The organism is Hahella sp. CCB-MM4 (assembly GCF_002260525.1).
In the GTDB taxonomy this organism is placed as follows: Bacteria; Pseudomonadota; Gammaproteobacteria; order Pseudomonadales; family Oleiphilaceae; genus Hahella.
The window spans coordinates 500,585-520,087 of sequence record NZ_MRYI01000003.1 but is presented as its reverse complement, the minus strand read 5'-3'; the positions used below and the strand labels follow the sequence as shown (position 1 = coordinate 520,087).

Annotated in this window: 16 protein-coding genes and 1 tRNA gene; 10 read left to right on the top strand and 7 right to left on the bottom strand. The window is 47.4% G+C overall.

Features of this window, described 5'->3' with window-relative positions:
- Positions 1–31 precede the first annotated feature (31 nt).
- From infC to BTA51_RS09405, 8 genes are all read left to right on the top strand, one after another.
- A complete protein-coding gene (gene infC, locus BTA51_RS09440; protein WP_168188119.1) occupies positions 32–571 on the top strand; it encodes a translation initiation factor IF-3 in 540 nt (179 codons plus the stop codon).
- 71 nt (positions 572–642) lie between these two features.
- Positions 643–834, top strand: a complete 192-nt coding sequence (gene rpmI / locus BTA51_RS09435) for a 50S ribosomal protein L35 (protein ID WP_094707177.1) — start codon at positions 643–645, stop codon at positions 832–834.
- A 35-nt stretch (positions 835–869) separates the two neighbouring features.
- Positions 870–1,226 carry a 50S ribosomal protein L20 gene (rplT, locus tag BTA51_RS09430; protein WP_020406610.1) on the top strand — a complete coding sequence of 119 codons (357 nt, stop codon included), beginning with the start codon at positions 870–872 and terminating at the stop codon, positions 1,224–1,226.
- Positions 1,227–1,311: 85 nt separating this feature from the next.
- Entirely contained in the window at positions 1,312–2,307 is a 996-nt protein-coding gene (gene pheS, locus BTA51_RS09425; protein WP_094707176.1) for a phenylalanine--tRNA ligase subunit alpha, read from the top strand.
- Positions 2,308–2,458: 151 nt separating this feature from the next.
- On the top strand, positions 2,459–4,831 hold the full coding sequence (gene pheT / locus BTA51_RS09420; protein WP_094707175.1) for a phenylalanine--tRNA ligase subunit beta: 2,373 nt from the start codon (positions 2,459–2,461) through the stop codon (positions 4,829–4,831).
- 2 nt (positions 4,832–4,833) lie between these two features.
- Complete coding sequence (gene ihfA / locus BTA51_RS09415) at positions 4,834–5,139, top strand: integration host factor subunit alpha (protein WP_020406607.1); 306 nt, start codon at positions 4,834–4,836, stop codon at positions 5,137–5,139.
- On the top strand, positions 5,117–5,473 hold the full coding sequence (locus BTA51_RS09410) for a MerR family transcriptional regulator (RefSeq protein ID WP_020406606.1): 357 nt from the start codon (positions 5,117–5,119) through the stop codon (positions 5,471–5,473). The genes ihfA and BTA51_RS09410 overlap by 23 nt, the downstream gene beginning before the upstream one ends.
- A 127-nt stretch (positions 5,474–5,600) precedes the next feature.
- A tRNA-Pro gene (locus BTA51_RS09405) sits at positions 5,601–5,677 on the top strand.
- 294 nt (positions 5,678–5,971) lie between these two features.
- On the opposite strand, the gene BTA51_RS09400 is transcribed toward BTA51_RS09405, so the two are convergent.
- Positions 5,972–7,417 (bottom strand): DHA2 family efflux MFS transporter permease subunit, encoded by a 1,446-nt coding sequence (locus BTA51_RS09400; RefSeq protein WP_094707174.1) that lies wholly within the window; start codon positions 7,415–7,417, stop codon positions 5,972–5,974.
- Positions 7,418–7,746: 329 nt separating this feature from the next.
- The gene (locus tag BTA51_RS09390; RefSeq protein WP_094707172.1) at positions 7,747–8,364 is read right to left on the bottom strand and encodes an aspartyl/asparaginyl beta-hydroxylase domain-containing protein; all 618 of its coding nucleotides are present in this window, start codon (positions 8,362–8,364) and stop codon (positions 7,747–7,749) included.
- A gap of 506 nt (positions 8,365–8,870) precedes the next feature.
- On the opposite strand from BTA51_RS09390, the gene BTA51_RS09385 reads away from it, so the two are divergent.
- Positions 8,871–9,713: a sulfotransferase domain-containing protein gene (locus tag BTA51_RS09385; RefSeq protein ID WP_094707171.1), complete on the top strand. Its 843-nt coding sequence runs from the start codon at positions 8,871–8,873 to the stop codon at positions 9,711–9,713.
- 95 nt (positions 9,714–9,808) lie between these two features.
- Positions 9,809–10,732 (top strand): sulfotransferase domain-containing protein, encoded by a 924-nt coding sequence (locus tag BTA51_RS09380; RefSeq protein WP_094707170.1) that lies wholly within the window; start codon positions 9,809–9,811, stop codon positions 10,730–10,732.
- 84 nt (positions 10,733–10,816) lie between these two features.
- On the opposite strand, the gene BTA51_RS09375 is transcribed toward BTA51_RS09380, so the two are convergent.
- The 5 genes from BTA51_RS09375 to BTA51_RS09355 form a co-directional block, all read right to left on the bottom strand.
- Positions 10,817–11,800 (bottom strand): hypothetical protein, encoded by a 984-nt coding sequence (locus tag BTA51_RS09375; RefSeq protein ID WP_094707169.1) that lies wholly within the window; start codon positions 11,798–11,800, stop codon positions 10,817–10,819.
- A gap of 266 nt (positions 11,801–12,066) precedes the next feature.
- Positions 12,067–12,849, bottom strand: a complete 783-nt coding sequence (locus tag BTA51_RS09370) for an OTU domain-containing protein (RefSeq protein ID WP_094707168.1) — start codon at positions 12,847–12,849, stop codon at positions 12,067–12,069.
- Between the two features lie 270 nt (positions 12,850–13,119).
- Complete coding sequence (locus tag BTA51_RS09365; RefSeq protein ID WP_094707167.1) at positions 13,120–14,715, bottom strand: DUF4157 domain-containing protein; 1,596 nt, start codon at positions 14,713–14,715, stop codon at positions 13,120–13,122.
- A 37-nt stretch (positions 14,716–14,752) separates the two neighbouring features.
- Complete coding sequence (locus BTA51_RS09360; RefSeq protein WP_094707166.1) at positions 14,753–18,112, bottom strand: DUF4157 domain-containing protein; 3,360 nt, start codon at positions 18,110–18,112, stop codon at positions 14,753–14,755.
- Positions 18,109–19,500, bottom strand: a complete 1,392-nt coding sequence (locus BTA51_RS09355; RefSeq protein WP_094707165.1) for an ATP-binding protein — start codon at positions 19,498–19,500, stop codon at positions 18,109–18,111. Before BTA51_RS09355 ends, BTA51_RS09360 begins: the two co-directional genes overlap by 4 nt.
- Positions 19,501–19,503 lie beyond the last annotated feature (3 nt).

Genomic DNA, 19,503 nt, shown 5'->3' with positions numbered 1-19,503 from the left:
TAGCTGGATCTGTTCACACCAATACGGAGAGATTGATATTAAGCGCAACACGCCACAAGGCAAAGATCGTCCAAAAATAAATGAAAATATTACCGCTACAGAGGTGCGTCTGATTCTATCGGATGGTACCCAGGTGGGGATTGTCCCTCTGAGCGAGGCCTTGGAAAAAGCTGAACAGGAATCTCTGGATCTTGTGCAGATAGCGGATGCAGATCCGGTAGTGTGCAAGGTCATGGACTACGGCAAGAAGATCTTCGAAGAGAAGAAGCAGAAAGCCGCGGCCAAGAAAAAGCAGAAACAGACTCAAGTAAAAGAGATGAAGTTTCGCCCAGGGACGGAAGAAGGGGATTATCAGGTAAAACTGCGCAACCTGATACGTTTCCTTGAACACGGGGATAAGGCCAAAATTTCGATTCGCTATCGCGGTCGGGAAATGGCTCACCAAGAGCTCGGCATGCAACTGCTGCAAAGGATCGAAAAAGATCTGGAGGAGTTTAGTGTGGTCGAGCAAAGGCCCAAGATGGAAGGGCGTCAGGCAATGATGGTGTTGGCCCCGAAAAAGAAAAAGTAGTGCCCCTCAGCTCATCACTGGGGAAGCTTGCATTACAAATTTATTAAACATATGAATGCGGAGTTGTTCAAATGCCTAAGATGAAAACCAAGAGCTCGGCTGCCAAGCGGTTCAAAAAAACTGCTAACGGCTTCAAGCATCGTCAATCCTTCACCAGTCACATCCTGACTAAGAAGAGCACCAAGCGTAAGCGTCACCTGCGTCCTAAAACCCAGGTTCACGCTGCTGATGTTCCATTGGTCAAGCGTATGCTGTGTCAGTAATTTATTGTCATCATTGATTCTGAAGGATTGAAAATATGCCTCGAGTAAAACGTGGTGTGACGGCCCGTGGTCGTCATAAAAAAGTTTTAAAACAAGCCAAGGGTTACTACGGTGCGCGTAGCCGCGTATTTCGTGTAGCCAAGCAGGCAGTCATCAAAGCCGGTCAGTACGCATATCGCGACCGTCGTCAGCGTAAGCGTCAGTTCCGCGCTCTGTGGATTGCACGTATCAACGCCGGTGCGCGTGATAACGGTCTGTCCTACAGCCGTTTGATTGCCGGTTTGAAGAAAGCCAACATCGAAATCGATCGTAAAGTTCTGGCTGATCTGGCCATGAACGAAAAAGCAGCTTTTGCTGTGGTCGTCGAGAAAGCGAAAGAGGCCCTGGCTTAATCTACATAGTCAGCATACTTGTTGATGAAAACTCAATAGGGGAAAGGGGCGACTCTTCCCCTATTTTTGTTTCTTGGAGCAATCAATGGAGAATCTTGAAGGCATCGTTGGACAGGCCAAAGATGCGATTACCCAGGCGGCTAACGAGCAGGCACTTGAGCAGCTGCGTGTTGAATATCTTGGTAAGAAAGGCCTGATCACCCAGCAATTGAAAGAGCTGGGAAAACTGGACCCATCTGAACGTCCTGCCGCTGGCGCGCGTATAAATGAAGCCAAAGTTCAGGTCCAGGACTTGATCAATTCAGCGAAAAGCTCCATGGCGGAGAAAGTTGAAGCCGAAAAGCTTGCATCGGAATCCATCGATGTGACTTTGCCCGGCAGAGCTCAGTCTCAGGGAACCATCCATCCGGTCACCCGTACGATGCAAAGGATCGAAGACTTCTTTGCCCGTTGTGGGTACAGCGTAGAGGAAGGCCCGGAGATTGAAGACGATTATCACAACTTCGAGGCGCTGAATATTCCTTCTCATCACCCTGCCAGGGCGATGCACGATACCTTTTATTTTGATCCGACAACGCTGTTGCGGACTCATACTTCTCCAGTTCAGATCCGTGTAATGGAAGAGCGTGAGCCACCATTTCGCATGATTTGTCCGGGGCGGGTATACCGTTGTGACTCGGATATGACTCACACTCCGATGTTCCACCAGGTTGAAGGTTTGCTGGTTGATAAGAAAGTCAGCTTCGCCGACTTGAAAAGTACCATCGTTGAGTTCCTTAGAGAGTTCTTTGAAAAGGATCTGGAAGTCAGATTCCGTCCTTCTTATTTTCCATTCACTGAGCCTTCAGCAGAGGTTGATATCGAATGGGGGCGTGATGAGGAAGGCAATGTTAAATGGCTGGAAGTCATGGGGTGCGGAATGGTTCATCCAAAAGTATTCCAGGCAGCGGGAGTGGATCCGGAAATATACACCGGTTTTGCTTTCGGATTGGGCGTAGAGCGTCTTGCAATGCTGCGTTACGGTGTTAACGACCTGCGAATGTTCTTTGAAAACGACATGCGTTTTCTGGAGCAGTTTTAAGCCGGGGAAGTTGTTCGCGCCAGCCGGCATTGAGCGCGGGCAATCGGCCAGGCATTGAAGATAACCAAAAACAGAATTGAATAGAATTTTGAAGACCTTCCTCTGCAAGAAGACACAGGGAAAGCTTCACAGAATATCCTAGGCGAGCAAAATGAAATTTAGCGAAAGATGGCTGCGAGAGTGGATTGATCCAAAACTGAGTTCAGAGGCTTTGGTACAGCAGATTACCATGGCGGGTCTGGAAGTGGATGGTACAGAGTCAGTTGCCAAGCCATTCAGCGGAATTGTTGTTGCTGAAGTGACTGGATTGGAGCCTCACCCTGATGCAGACAAGCTCAGGGTCTGTAGTGTCAGTGATGGCAAGGAAGTTTTTCAGGTGGTATGCGGGGCGCCTAATGTTGTCGCAGGAATGCGGGTGCCTTTTGCGCGTATAGGCGCAGTTCTGCCTGGCGATTTCAAAATTAAGAAAGCAAAGTTGAGAGGGATTGAGTCCCACGGAATGCTTTGTTCAGAAGAGGAGCTGGGCCTGGCAGAAAAGTCAGATGGTTTAATGCCTCTTCCAAAGGACGCTCCACTTGGTGTGGATGTCAGAGAATATCTGAGCCTGGACGATACCATTATTGATGTGGACCTTACCCCTAATCGAAGCGACTGTCTGAGTCTACTTGGATTGGCCAGGGAAGTGGGTGCGCTGAATAAGGTGACCCTGGATGATCCTGAGGTCAAGGCTATCCCTGCCATCAACGAAGACACTTTTCCTGTCTCCATTGAAGCCATGGAAGCATGTCCGAGATATGTTGGCCGGGTTATCCGGAATGCGGACTTATCGAAGCCGACACCTCTTTGGATGATTGAAAAATTACGTCGTAGCGGGATCCGCAGCATTGACCCTGTCGTTGATATCACTAACTTCGTTATGCTGGAGTTAGGGCAGCCGATGCACGCTTTCGATCTGAACGAGCTGAAAGACGGTATTGTGGTTCGGATGGCCAAGGAAAACGAGAAGCTTGTTTTGCTGGATGGTCAGGAAATCTCAATCAACGAAGATACGCTGGTCATTGCAGATCACGAGAAGCCCTTGGCGCTTGCAGGCATCATGGGAGGCGAGCACAGTGGTGTCAGTGAGAATACCCGTGATATTTTCCTGGAAAGTGCGTTCTTTGCACCACTACATATTGCCGGGAAGGCCAGAAGTTACGGTCTGCATACAGACTCATCCCACCGTTTCGAGCGTGGAGTGGACTTTGCGCACCAGGCCAGAGCCGTCGAACGGGCTACACAATTATTGCTGGATATCGTGGGTGGAGAGCCTGGCCCTACAACGACGGTCGAAAGCAAGGAACATGTACCGGGTAGAGAGTATGTCACTCTGCGTCACAGCCGAATTGATGAAGTTCTGGGGATTCACCTGGACCGGACCAAGGTAGAAGAACTGCTCGCGCGTCTTGGTTTAGTGGTTGAGAAAGTTACCAAAGAAGGTTGGACTTTCAAGGTTCCTACCCATCGCTTTGATATTTCCATTGAAGTGGATCTGATTGAAGAGATCGCCCGGGTATACGGCTACAACAAACTGCCTACCACAGAACCAGTTGGGTCTATGGCTATACAGCCTTTGCCTGAAAAGAAAACTTCTTTGCGTCGGCTGAAGCAACATTTGGTCTCCCTGGGTTATCAGGAAGTTATCACTTATTCATTTGTGGATCCCAAGTTGCAGGCATTGATTACTCCTGAACAGGAAAACATTGCGCTGGCGAATCCTATAGCCAGTGATATGTCTGTAATGAGAACTAGTCTCTGGGCTGGATTACTGAAGACGGCGCAGTATAACCAGAACCGTCAGCAGTCCAGGCTTAAATTCTTCGAGTCCGGTCTGACTTTTGTTAAGGAAGAAGGTGGAATTGTTCAGGAACCGGTATTGGCAGGCTTGATTGCTGGGTCCAAGTCGCCTGAGAACTGGTCTCAAGCAAAACAGTCAGTCGACTTTTTCGATGCTAAAGGTGACGTTGAAAGCCTGTTGGGAATGATCGGGGACGAATTTACCTGGGAGTCGACTCAACACTCTGCTTTGCATCCTGGCCAAACAGCTCAGATCTGCAGAAATGGACAGGTTGTCGGGACTTTGGGAGCTGTGCACCCAAAAATTGCTAAAACTTTGAATTTAAATGGCCCACTTTTTATATTTGAGCTATTCTTAAATCGAATAGCAGACGGAAAAGTGCCATTTTTCAAAGGAGTGTCGCGTTTTCCGGAAATCCGTAGAGATCTTGCTATTATTATTGATGAAGCAACGCCTTATGCCGAAGTCGCTAAATCAATTATAGAAAGTGCAGGGGAATGGCGTGTCAGACACCATATTTTCGATGTATACCACGGTGAATCTGTCGGAAAGGGCAAGAAGAGCCTTGCCATTGGGGTTATTTGGCGTCATCCGGAACGCACTTTACGGGACGAAGAAATCACGGAGGCATTCAATAACGTGATCCAAGAACTTAGCAATCGTTTAGGTGCATCCTTGAGGAGTTAGTCGTGGGAGCTTTGACTAAAGCAGATATGGCTGAGCGCCTCTATCAGGAGGTTGGGCTCAATAAGAGAGAAGCCAAAGAAATGGTGGAAGCCTTTTTTGATGAGGTTCGGGATGCTCTGAGCCACAACGAGCAAGTGAAACTATCAGGCTTTGGCAATTTTGATTTGCGAGATAAAAAACAACGTCCGGGCAGAAATCCGAAAACGGGAGAGGAAATTCCTATTACTGCACGCCGTGTGGTAACGTTTCGTCCGGGCCAAAAACTAAAAGCAAAAGTAGAAGCCTATGCTGGAACCCAGTCACAATGATGAATTGCCCCCTATACCGGGCAAGCGTTATTTCACCATTGGTGAAGTCAGTGATCTCTGCAGTGTAAAAGCTCATGTGCTGCGTTATTGGGAACAAGAATTCCCGCAACTGGCGCCGGTAAAGCGACGCGGTAATCGCCGCTATTATCAGCGTCAGGATGTACTGATGATCCGTCAGATCAGGAGCCTTCTGTATGATCAGGGCTATACGATCGGTGGTGCAAAGCAGAAACTATCGGGTTCCGAAAATAAAGACGATGCAACTCAGGCTAAACAGCTGATTCGTCAGATGATTACGGAGCTTGAGGAAGTCCTGCTGGTTTTGGAGCGATAGGCTCACGTTCTATGGACGAATTGTGGTAATAAATTCGTCCTAAAAATTTACCCATCAACTCTTTAAAAATCTCCAAGCTTGGGGTAATATTCGCACCCGTTCCAACAATCGTGTGGAACTTCTCAGTCGGGGCGTAGCGCAGTCTGGTAGCGCACTTGTATGGGGTGCAAGTGGTCGCAGGTTCAAATCCTGCCGTCCCGACCAATTTAAAGTTCTTTCAACTAGATCAATGATGAAGATAGTGGTCGCATACCGCAGCCGGCCGCGTTCAAATCCTGCCGTCCCGACCAATTAATTCCCTTAAATCTATATGTAAAACCACTTCAAAGTTCGTATTTTTATACCACCGCAGTTCCGGGATGGTCCCTGTCTTCAGCTTTAATCTTCAGAAATGCCAGTCGTTTAGGGGAGGTTTACAAATGGAAGCACAGTCCCCTGGTCTTTGTTGATGGAAGCCACCTTGCTGCTATCAGGAATAACTTCCGTAAAATCTGGAGATCAACAACCAGAATCCTGGTTGCTGCGCTTTGTTTTACGGCCTATTTTCAAGGCCGGAATAATGGCCAGAAGGGTCAGAGTCCCCATCATCCCAAACGCTTCAAAATAGTTCAGACTGCTGACTGACACTTCCGCTCCTGCCTGAATACCAGCGCTGGTCCCACCGGTTTCCAAAACAATTGCCACCAGGTTGATACCAAATGCCGCCCCAAACTGCCGACAAAAATTGATCATTCCTGTAGCCTGTCCCAAATGCTGATCATCCAATTCCAGCAATGCACCGGTACTCAAGGCAGGCATCATCAAAGCCTGCCCAATCCGCCCGAGAACGACGAGTAAAGTTAAATAGAGCAACGGGGAACCGGGAGTGGTTCCGAGCCACAATAGTGCTGCCACACCAAACACCGTTAAACCGACAGCGATTAATTTACGCTGCTGATATTTGTCTGCGGCAAAGCCCGCCAACGGAAAAAGAACTCCATGTACGATGCCTGCCGGAAACATCATAATACCGGCTTCTGTCGCGGAATATTGATAGGCCGTTTGCACAAACAGGGGAATTAAATAGTTTGATCCATATCGCGCCAGCCCCAGAGCTAAAGCCACAATTGCTGCACTACGAAAACTGGCGATACGAAGAAGCGACAACTGGAGTAAGGGAACCCTGCTTCGGTGTTGCTGCCAGATAAATCCAGCCAATAAAAGCAAAGATATCGATGCTTCCAGCAGGACTGTCACTATCTCTTTTCCACCATGTTGCAATCGATTCAAAGCATCCAGACCTGTCGCTATCCCCCCAGCCAGAAGTAAAAAACTCATCCAGTCAAACTGCAGCTTTGTCTGGCTTTGATCACGACCGGGCATATAAGTCATCGACAGCACTAATCCCAAAAATGAGATCGGTATTGGCACGATAAAGACATATCTCCAGTCTAACTGATCAACGATGATGCCCCCTAAAACAGGCCCCAAAGCCGGAGCCAGAATCAATCCAATGCTATATATTCCTATTGCCCGTCCCCTCTGTTCACGGGGAAAGACCTTGAATAGCACGAATATGGCCAGCGGTTGTAACAGACCTGCTGCAGCCCCCTGCAACATCCGGGACAGTATTAGTATTTCCGCGCTTTGGCTAAAGGCTCCTAAGGCTGAGGCTGCACAAAATAACAGCATTCCAACGCCTAAAGAAAACCTGAGCCCAACCCGTTGAGCTAGCCACGCAGCGGTGAGCATTGAGGTGGTCATTGCCGCCATAAACCCAGTGGATAACCAGTGAGCGACCCCTTGCGACAATGCAAAGTAGCGCATGATTTCAGGCAGAGCGACGTTAATAATAGTGGCGGTCAGGCTCGTTGAAATTGTGCCCATTAACACGGTTATCATGGCCAGCCATCGATAGCCCGGGCCATGGCGATCGAACAACGCCGACAGTGCCGCGTCGATCATTAATCACCTCCCTGGTTTCAGTGTCCCTTCCTCATCATGAGCAGACTCCAGTGTCCAAGCATCGGCCAGGTATATCAGCTAAACCCGGCACAGGCTGTGGGTATCGCCGATCCTTCTCCAATCCCTCCAAGAATCTCACTGAGGTGGGTGATTCAATGGCCAGCGCACTGGCAAACTCCATCTGAATAAATCCACCAACCTGTTTTTGGATACATACCATGCAGTGCTCCAAAAGTTCTGGATACATTAGTGAGAGACTATACCTGTCAATTATTTAGGCGAAGATCTCTTCGAAAGAAGAGAAGATTCTGATTCCAGCATCCGCCCAATTAAATACGTGAATCCTCTTTTGGCAATTTCCCGACGTCATCAGGCTCCAGCCCTAGCTCATGCTTCCTGAGCGCTAACAAATCCGACGTCACCCAGTCCATAATCATATGAACCCTATATTCATTTGATCGATTGAATACCCCATGCTGTCTCTGGTTGTTTATTTCCCAGAGCTCTCCCTTTTTTAGGTATTTACGTTCCTGCCCCACTTGAAAGGTTATCTTTTCATTAGTACATATGGGCAAATGCACTCGGTGGGAATAAGGTAAAGATGAGCCGGTGTCATAATGAAGAGGTATTTCCGACATGGGATTCATCCGAACAAGAATCATTCGAATAAAGTAGCCTGTTTGATCCCCGAAAAAATCTTTCATAATACCTTCCATGTCTGCACATACTTCCCTTAATGTATTGACGGCGGCATGCCTGGATGGATTTGAATGCCTGAAATCCTTATCAAAGAGTATAGGAATAGTTTGAGTATGGCGGTGCTCTTTACCTATTCGCTCCTTCCATGACATTTTGCCCCAGTCACTTTCGGTGAACGATAATAATTTGTCTTCAAGAAAAGTAACATCGTATACGCCTATGAGTCTGAAATCCCCTTCAAAGTTCATAGCGTCCTCCTATGTGCTTGGCGTGTATAGCAATTCTTCCTAAAATGCTTATCGTGACGTTTCCCTCCAAAACATCGTTCTTGACAGCGAGAACAGATCAAGTATGGGCTCACACTCTCAAAACTGCCAGATCGTAAAAAACTCTATTTCTGATGTAATCATTGAAATTTCATTGGAAATATCTATTTATAGATTAATTAAAAATAAAAATGAATCTATTTATATTTAATGGTTATGGTGAAAATTAAACACAACTTTAGTTTACACAAATAAAATCAACACATTACAACAGAAATATCTTTATTAAGTAAATTTGCTTTATAATTCTTCGTGGTGTGCAAAATTTGATCTACACTTGGGGTAGCATTAACTACTCATAAGTGACCCAGGCTAGGCCTTATGAAACTCATAGCTTTAAAGCAGTCTGGGGCAATTGAAATAACGAAAAACAGGCTGTACGCATCTAGGTCGTTATCGGAATAATTTTATTTAATACGAGGGACTGTATGAAAAATAAAAACGATAACACAGTATATGGATTGAAAGTTCCTTATTTTATCAATAAGGAGAGAATAGACGAATTAATCAATAAAGTTGAGTTTAGGGAAAGTGACGTATGGTTAGTCACATATCCAAGGTCTGGCACAACGTTAACTCAAGGTATTCTAGCTAACATTTTGAATAAAAATGCTAGTGCACCTCGCTATGACATAGTTCCCTGGCCAGAGGTTGGAGATAAGAATATAAGATATTATATTTCATTAGAAAACCTCGCTAAGATAAATAACCCACGCTGCTTTAAAAGCCATTGGACAGCTTCAGAACATGTTGACCCGATAAAATCCTGCGCCAAATTTATTCACATATCAAGAAACTGCCTTGATATGGTTACTTCTTATTACCACCAGTATTTAAATCCGGTAGATGGAAACAAATCGTACAATTGCTCATGGAATGATTTCTTTGAACAATTTATGGCGTCTGAGCTTCGCTGGGGAGGGTATTTTCATCATTACTACTCATGGAAACAGCATTTTGGTGCACCAAACATTCTGTACTTATCGTACGAAGAAATATTGACGGATATGTCTTCGTCTATAAAAAAAATTGCTGACTTCATCAGTATCGATATTAATTCTCGGGATGTTAAAAGAATCACTGAGGCCTGCCAATTCGAAACAATGAAAGCAAGAGAACCTCAAATGGAACACCATTTCAGACGTGGCATTATAGGCGATCACCAAAGAATGATGAGTGAGGAGCAGCGAAATCGACTAACCCTTAAAATGAATGAAGTAAAAGCTCAACTACAAGCATCTTTCAAATCTGATCTTCTATCTTTTAACTAAATAAAAACGGATAAATATATTTTAATACGTAACAGCGATAATTACTTAAGGAGATATAGAAATATTTGGAGAAACATTAAATAAAGGAGTATTTTATGGACACAGTATTGCTGATAGTTGGGTTTCCTAAATGTGGTACCTCTTCTCTATATTATTGGTTGTCGGACCATCCTGACATTTGCGCTTCTAATCCCAAGGAGACCTTTTTCTTTATCGACAAAGAATGCGAGTTTCAACCTCCTTGGAAAACTTTTCATAATGGTGGCAACTTTGATACTTTTTTCAAAATTGAAGACGAGAGAATCTGCCTGGAAGCATCACCTTTCCACTTCGACCAGAATACCTGCTTTGATTATGCTGTATCCAACCAAAATGTAAAAGTTATCTTCATGCTCCGAACGCCCGAGCTAAGATTATATTCCTGTTATTTATTTTTCACCCAGGTGATCCAGGGAATAAATATAGAATCCTTCTCCGAATACATTGAAATGGTTAACTCCAAAGATAAATTAAGGCGCTCGTCCAGAGAAAAAAGGTTTGACTATATTCTTCACCATTCAATCGAATGGGGAAGATACGCAAAGTATTTAGATAAGTGGAAATCTGCTTTGGGGGAGAAAAATATTTTTGTTGGTACAATGGAAGAAATGGAAATCCGTCCCCTGGAATTAATGCGAAAGCTATGTTCTTGGCTGGACGTTAGCTCTAAATACTATGACGACTATAACTTTAAAGTTATTAATAAATCTTATTCTGTACGGTTTCCTGATATTCATAAACGCTTGCGAGAGATGGCAGGATTTAATCCGATGTGTCGGGACGAGTTGGATACTTATCTGAACTCTTTTTATTTTCTAAGGAGTAAAGGGGTGAGACAGTTTACGAATTACCTTTATTCAATGTTCCAGATTAAAAAGAATCAAATGACACTAGGCGACAGAAGGCTGTTAGCTGAAGTCAAGGATATGTATGAGATGGATAATTTGGCCTTGCTGAATGGTTATGACATTAAATACTAAAAAATAGGGAATGTCCGTGGAGGGCAGTCTGACCCCAGCCCTCCTGTATGGAATTCAATTGCAGGAACCATATCGAGGTGGTAGCTATCCTGGCACGAAAGGCTGTGTAGGGGGCTCGGTGGCAAGGCCTTGGATCGCCTCCTCCACAATGAGCTGCAGCTCATTGCGCGTAAACAGCATCAAACCATTGCACATGGGATTGATCTCAGAAACGAGCCAGTCGCCTGCATCATCACAGATGAAGTCGGCCGACCACTGATAGGGGAAAGCACGAAGGCCCAAGCGCACGCGTAGCTCGTCGAGGCTGGCAACAAACCGCATTACCCAGTGCTCCTGCAAAACGCCGGAGTCTAGACGCTTTGGCGTGGCTCCGCTCTGTACGCTGGCTGACAGCGTTCCGTCGCGCGGCTTCTTCTCGATGACGAAGAGTGGGTGCGTGCGCATCATAATCAGGCGCCGCTCGCCCGTCATTTGAATCGACGGCCAATATGGTTGGGTGATAAAGCTGACTTTCTCCCTGCCTCTGCCGTACACACTGTGCCAGTCGGCGTCGATGGTATTCCTTGCGATGTTCAAAAAGGTCCAGCCTGAATCCTGTCGCTCGGCAAGCCATACGAACTGAGCACAGCAACCGATTTCGCGTTTGACAATGATACGTTTGCTGATTGGCTCTTCCTCGAGCTTTCGGAGCAGTGCTTCCCCGCTTTCGTACACATGTGAGTCGCGAATGAAACCGGGAAGGTCCCGGACCTGCACGGTCGCCAACTTGCTGTCGAGGCGCTTCGTGTCGTCGTCCTTTGGCTCGTAGGGGACACTCGATACCCGCAACCGCTCGTGTACGCTCGGGTTATGTGGTGCGTTCATGCGGAGCAGAACGAAGTCGTAGGCATGAATGTCGGACGGCGACAAGCTCAAGAACTCGCGATCTGACATCACGTTCCAAGCGTATTGTTGGTTGGCGGTAATGAGTAGAATGGTATCTTTGCGTACACTGACCTCCAGCATGCCAATGCTCGCGATCTTCCCGTCGGGTTCGGTTTTTTCGATCAAAAGGATACGCTTCGTCATCTGATATCTTCCTCCGTGTACATGATTCATCCCTTGCGATTGAGCAATAGCTCAAACAATTGAATTCTATACGTCACGCTGCGGCATATGGCTGACAAAAGGCGGCAGGAGAATAGCGGTGATTTGGCACAGCAGATGCCAGAAACCAAGGGACCACCAGAACGTTTTAATAAAGTGGGAAAACGGGGCGAGTTGTTTGAACCCAACATGCGAATCAATACAGAAAATCAATATGCGCCGTAATTTAGGAACCTCTTCAGAGGTTCCTAAAGTTGGTTGCGCGTATAAGAGTTGTAATGGGCGCCTGTATATTGCAGGTGAATGGTTTGCGATGGGGGGCCGACAATAGTGGCGTTAGGGCGCGCATCATAGTAGACGGTCCCATTGGGACGGTGGATGACAATTCTGATACCCAACGCATCGGCAATGATGGCAGGGCCATGATCAGGCACCCATTCCGTTTGTCGGGAGACTTCTTGAATAAAGCGCTCTAGAGCCGTGCTACCTGCGCGATCGGAGCCAAAGTGAGAGGCGGCAAGGCGGGGGTTATGGCGTAATGCGGTGACTATCCTGGCACGAACCGATTGTTGGTCTTGAAGGTTTGAACTTCTTCCATTAAGTGCTTCAAAAATCGAGTGGTAAAAACAGTCTCCTCCTCCAGCGGTATCATTTGCATGTAACACGTGTCCATTCTCGGTCACCTGCACATTGGATGGCTGTATTCCAAGACTGTTGCTTGTGCTGACGCTGCTGCTGAAACTCGGTGGAATGGAGTAGCCAGAGGATTGGGAGGTGCTATTCATGTCAACAAACAGAGCTTTCTCCAGCGCCGCCTTAACCGGATCCAGTGGTGCATCATTTACACCCGAGCACTTCGCTTTCAACTCTTCCAGCATTTTCAGTAACTCTTGCCGGTAGAGCGGAAGGTGTTTTTTTATCGCCTCAATATCGCCGCTGGCAAAGTCGTAATTGCTGCGCACTATTTTGATCCAATCACGAATCGGCCCCAAATAGCGTCGACCTTGCCCTTTATAGTCGCTTTTGAACACCTTGAGAGCTGCTTCGGTGTTGCTGTCAGATAAATCCAGTCAATAGAAGTAATTTTAAATCCTTCTTTTGACGAATGCTTGAGTCGTAATGCAGAGTGGAGAAATAACTTCATGGTCAGCGGTAATCATTAAAACCTAAAAACTCTAACTCCACTCCTGCCTGTGCTGATCTATTGAAAGCGCAGTTGAAATATGTGACTGAGCTGGAGCCGGATAGAATTTTTTTCCGTCCAAGGGTCTGGTTGTCTGATTTTTGTGTTGATCCGGACACTAGATCTTGGGTTCATTTTCATCCTCCCCTTTGCTATGCAGCAGCATGTAAACGATTGGCATAATCTGTAGAAAGGTTAAACCCGCAAAGAGTGAAGTAGCACCAAAACTACCCATACGTAAACGGGCAAAGAACTTTCTTCTCTCACTCTGACTCATACTGTTCAGGATGTAAGATATTCCCATGCCAGCACTGCCGCTGCCAATGATAGATCGGGAGAGATCGAGTGGATTCTGCTTGGGATTAAAATGGACATTTGATGGATCATCCCCCATCAAAAGAGGCAACATGCCCGTGACAGGGCTTAGATTTATTGCCGTGTACATGCCGGCCCCACCATATAGCATGTGCCGTCTTCGCTCGAAGAAAGGCATTTTTGGCGCCAAAGAGGCGGATCTCAATTTATTTAGCGCTATCATAAATACCACTTGAGAGATAACGTCATTAGCATTCTCTTTCAGAGCTGAGTGAGGGAATTGATCTGAACGTTTGTCTTTACCCCTTTGTAGACGAATGACCTCCGCTAATCCTCCTTCATTGCCCATCAACGTGCTCCCTGATGAAAGAAGTTGCTGCATAAACAATGCGGGCAATATAAAGCCGATATTGCGGATGGGTAGTGAGGACATCCCTAGATTTTTAATCAACCCTCTATAGCCGATTGTAGCGCCAAGGCCCAGCTGACCGAACCCGTACATCCAATTGAAGATATCCTGACCAGGAGTAAGTGCTTCTTGCATATCAAAGGGGGTGTCTTGAGTAAGTGCGCCAAGGCTGTTGTTGGCCCCCATCAAATGACTGCCGACGCCGATCGACAGCAAAGATAATTTTAATTTTAGGAAATCCTTGGGCAGCTCCCGACTAAACATCTTGAAGCTCATCTTCGTATATTGAGGCTTTCTTGCCAGGCAACAGAGGATTGAGAAACCCGCCATATTGAGAACAGTGCCGGTGGTATGGGCATAGGGCTTGAATTTATCAATCAGGGAGAGGCTTTTACTGTAGTCCGCATTGCTGTCGCCGTCACCGTTCAATTGAATCGGTGGCATATGGACTAATGACATGGATTCATCGCTGTTAAGCTGGACGGCCGATGAAGGAGGGTGTCGCAGAGCCTTATTCCCCATAATATCCGCCTCTCTTTCCAGTGCGGTATCATTATTGATGGGGATACGGGCGCGGAACTGAGCATTTGCCTGAACACGCCCCTGTTTCTGTTGAATCACATGCCATGCTTCATGGGGCAGATGTTTCTCCTGGCCCGGTGCAATCTGGATCTCCGTTCCCTGGGTGTAGGCGTGTGCATTCAGCTGTGCCGGTTTATCTGAGTTGTAGTGGACTCTGACATCGTCCATCCTGTAGCCGGAGAGCTGCTCAATACCTGATTTAAGCCTGTCAGGTAAGCCTGTCTGATTGGCCTGACGTTGCACAGTCGCTTTTTCCATTAGCTGTATTTGCGCCTGTTGCATGGAGCTTTGCGCGCGCTTATTGGTAATTGGCATGATCTGTACAGCACGGCTTGGCGACGTCTCTTCACGTGGGCGAAGGGTGGGGGATTGCGTGGTGCCTGGTTCTTTATAGGATGAGCGTGGCATGGTTATCTCCTTATCCGGCACGTGTTACTACACTGAGTTACGGCTTATAGATAACACGATAGTGAGCTCCCTGGTGTAGGAGGGCAATGTTGGGATTATTCAGGCCTATGCCGATGGTTGAAACGGCAAGTATCGGTGGTTCCTCAACCATCGTGTTGTTACTGTTAACTGTACTCGTATTACTGGAGAGGAACTGTTGTTGGCTTTCCTTCATCATGCTCTCCTTTTCCTGATCTTCGATTTCTTTATCCTGTTTAATCTTCCTTGCAGCCTGCACAGAGATGTGATTAAGAAGACCAATAACATACGGACCCAGGCCAGGCTCAGGTTGTCCATTGATATAGCCGGCAACGGCAGCAATCATCAGATTTTCTATTTCATTTTGCGGGAGATGATCTGCCAGCCACTTTCTTAGCTCGGTAATTTGTTCGGTGGTTGCCTTGGGGGGAGGAGGGGTGTTATGGAGCATTGCGCAAGCTTGTACCAGGGCGTGAATAAGGCAGTCTCCGTGACCGGGGTTCTCCAGTATCTGGTAGCCATCGGGTAGTTGCTGGTAGATACCGAGCTGAATGCCTAGATGTTGTGCCAACAGGTTCCCTTCGGCTTCTGTCAGGTAGGTGGCTGTAGTGGCGATATCGGCACGATAGGCTGTGACGAATTGACCCATTGCCTCATTCCGAATGGTGCCTTCGGCGGTCACCAGTGAATCTTCAGGGAAGGTGTAGGTATCAAGGTCAACCGCATCATCGAAATCTAAGGTTAAGAATCCCGAGCTATCGATGCTAAGTGAATCATCATCCAGAATGCTCTGTAATAGGGTGCCGTTGCTATCAACCGTCGATTTTCCCATTTCTGTATAGGCTGTTTTGGCAAAGTATTTGTTTATGTAGGGGAAGGAGAAGGCGATATGCTCTTGCAGGCATTCGAATGCGATTTTGATGCTCCTGGCGCTGAGGCTTGAGGTTATCTGCGCATCAAACATACCTGTAATCGCCTTAATGATGCGCTCTTCACTATCGACTATTTTTCTATAGTTCTCGATAGCGAACTCATTTCGGCGCAATACCGCCATATTAGGTCCTTCGCCATGTCCCAGTGCTCTATCTCCTTCATTGGGATTAACATATGTGGTGGAATCCGCCACCTGATACGCGATCATGTAGAGTCGTACACACTCGCTGAACAGCACATGCCAATCATCAACAGGTAAGAGGCGTTCCGCATTATTTTTGATCAGTGTGAAGAGGGTATCCGCGACCTCTTTTCCTTTTGAGTTAGAGATGTTCTGCTCTAACTCCTGACTTCGTTTGTATAGGTAGGAAGCAAGCTCCGTTGCCTTTCTCTCTTGGTAACTCATCATAGTGTTGCGGGAGAGGGTCCAGGGTACAGTGTGGGATTTCTGCGCCTGAATAAACTTGGTTTTCGGCCGGTCAGAATCGCTTATTGCAATCTCCTTTATAGTGAGATCAGTGATGCCGCAGACAAATGACGGAATCGTTATACTATCGCTTATCTGCCTTTCCAGAGTTTTTTGAGTGAAGTCGGGCTGAAGCGTTACGTTGGCAGTAAAGCTGGTATTCAGTTGCTCAAGGTCAATATGCGGGATATCAAACTGATTCAGTGCCAAATGTTTGCCAATAGTTGCCTGCTCTACCTTATGGGCCCTTTCCACAAGATCTCTGACCGTATACTCCTGTTCATTGTCTATATTTAATGCTTGCTTGAACGATGGGCTGACCTCTTTTTCCAATATTTTCTTGGTAATATCGTCCTGGTATAAGGTCATTAGGTGGGGGTAGGCATGCTGTAACATGTCAATCCAGTGATAGATGGCAAAGGCATATTCATCGACTCCCAAAGACTGAAGCCTGAACTGGACATCCAATAACTTAGCGGCATCGATAGCTATCGCGCCAACTTTACGCTTTGTGTTGCCTTGCTCCCGTGCTGCTAACTCATCTTCTTCCAAATTTTTCCTGGCGTGGGCTTCACCATGTCCTTTGGCCAGACCCCGTTTATAGGTTGCCGCGCTACTTAACTGGTAAACCTGAAAATATGATTTGATCAGGCGTGAGACCAGGCGTTGCCATATATCAATAGGTAACCAGGCGGATGCGATGCTCTCCAGGATCTTGTGGGTGGTGACCATTTGCAGCAGTATTTCTCCTTCATCGTTATGGATAAAGGCGGCTATCTCGGAGAAGGCTTTCTGCAGATAGGAAAGGAGTTGTGACAGCTCTTGGCCGGCTAGCCCCATAATACCGTTGCGTACCAGTGTCCACGAAACGGTGTGCGACTCCTGATTGTCGAAGCGGGTCTCGGGTCGGTCCTGATCACCCAGAGAAATGTTGTTTACCCAAATCATATCCGCACCGAATTTAGTCTCGTAAGGGCCGTATTTCATATAGGTGAACTTGCCGAATTTCAGGGGGAGCAGCGAGACGTGGGCGGTAAAGTCGGTGGATAGCTTGCCAATGCTGAACTTTTCCATGATCCCTTCCCGTGCAGTGCCGTAAGGATCATAGAGAAGCTCACTTTGGCTCTCATCTATCAGCGTTGGGTTGTCCTCTTCGTCAAGCTCAAGTTCATCAGTTTCCTCCTCGTTGTACTCCACATGAGTATTATGCTTCTCCAACAGAGTGCCGTTTTTATCGATGACAGCAGTGTGGTTGTCGTTTTTCAGCAGCAGGTTGCCATTCGGATATTCCATACAGAATTCGTAAACCTCACCACTTTCATCATCGAGAAATTGTTTCGTGTCCGGTACTCGTTTGAACATGGCTTGAATGGTAGGCGTCGCGATTTGGCGCTGTTTTAAGACTGAGGCCTCATTATTATTTTTGTGGGGAGAAAGAGCAGGATTTTCGTGGGGAGAAGGAGCAGAATTTTCGGGAGGAGAGGGAGCATCCATTGCTGCCGCACCCATGGACGTGGCTTCCTGTTCCAGGGCATGTTCGGTGTTGATGCCCTCTCCCTTAAGCTGCGTAGTGGCTGCCACTCTTCCCTGCTTTTGCTGCACAACATGCCAAGCCTCATGGGGCAGGTGTCTCTCCTGGCCCGGGGCAAGGTGGATATCACAGCCTTGAGCGTAGGCATAAGCGCTGAGCTGCGCCGGCTTTGTGGAGTTGTAATGTACCTTTACATCGTCCATGGTGTAGCCGGAGAGGGACTCGATGCCTGATTTCAGTTTGTCCGGCAGGCCGGTGCTATTGGCCTTGGGCTGCGAGGCTTGCATCGCCTCGATCTGGCGCCGTTGGGAGGTGGTCTCCAGGCGATTGTCAAAAATACTTTGTGCCTGCACCGTTTCGACAACCGGTTGGCTGCGTAGACTCCTTGCATCCTGATGTTGAGTGGTGCTGACGCTGTTTGGCGTTGCTGTCGAGGTGGCTGGGCTCATAGGCTCTTACCCTCTTTAGCCAGTTCACGGCGTACGCCTTCAACAAGATCCTCCATGTGAATATCCCGAGACTCTCTTTTCAGTGCCATCAGCGATACATAGCGCACGACATTGTTGATCGTACCGCCGGGTATCTCAAACTGTTGGGCAAGTGGTTCCAGAGAGAAGGTCGGGGGAGAAAACAGGCTGCTGTGGTTCAGGCCGTTTTCCCATAGGCAGAGCCGCTCATGCTTGCCGGGAAGGGGGAAATAGACAAAGGATTGAAAGCGGCGGATAAATGCATTATCAAAGTTGTCTTTGAGATTGCTGGCCAGAATGACCACATTGGGGCAATCTTCGAGACGCTGTAGTAGATAAGCGGTGCTTTGATTGGCGTAACGATCATTGGAACTGTTGATCTGGGTACGCTTGCTGAAGAGTGAATCGGCTTCGTCAAAAAACAGGATCCAATTCTTTTTTCGCGCCTCCCGAAAGACCTTTTCCAGATTCTTTTCGGTCTCACCGATATATTTTGATACCAGCTGTGAAAGATCGATGCGATAGACACCGCACTCATACTTCTGTGCTAGCAGGCTGGCTGTCAGGGTTTTTCCTGTACCCGGGGGGCCATAGAAGAGGCTGCGGTATCCGGGTTTGAACTGCTTTTGCCCCTCTTTTCTTATAAGTTGTTCACCAAACTGCAACCACGCCTCCAATTCTTGCAATTGATTGGCTGTTTGTGTGGTTAACACAAGATCAGACCAGTTTTTTTCTGTGCTAAGGCACGTGGCGGGGAAGTCGCTATAGCCTGGGGTTACTTCCCGTAAGCCCAACAGGTAGTGCTCAATGACCGAATGGGGAACACCAAGCAGGGCAGTGCTTATCGGCTCATCGTGATGGCCCGCGGGAGCTAGCAGCAACTCTTGTTGGTATAGCGGGTGTTGTGGACGAAACAAGGCCATTAAGGCGAGCCGTTTATCCAAATCGTTACCCGCAAGGATAAAAAGCGCTGTCTCCATGGTGGGAATAAAGCCACCGTGAATGCGCCCGGCTATCCCACCAAATTCGCTGTAGATGCGGTCGTAGAGGACATTTTTAGTAAAGAAAATATCCAATAGCTGGGGCTGTATGTGGGGGGTGAGCGCTAGTATAAAGAGCAGTCTCTCTTCATCATTAAGATTGAGTTGCCTCAGCAGCCTGGCAAACTCACCTGCGTGTCGTTCAGGCAGTTGCGGAGCTCGGGGAAAAGGGGCTGGGTCTTCCTCATCGCCTTGAAAGTAGAGCTGGATCCGGTAATCGATACAGGCCTGCAGCCACTGTAACTCGTTTGACAGTATCTGCTGGGTATCTGGCAGCCCGGTGTACTTGGTTTCCAGTGCAAAGGGTTGGTGGATCTGCCGATATTCCATGAC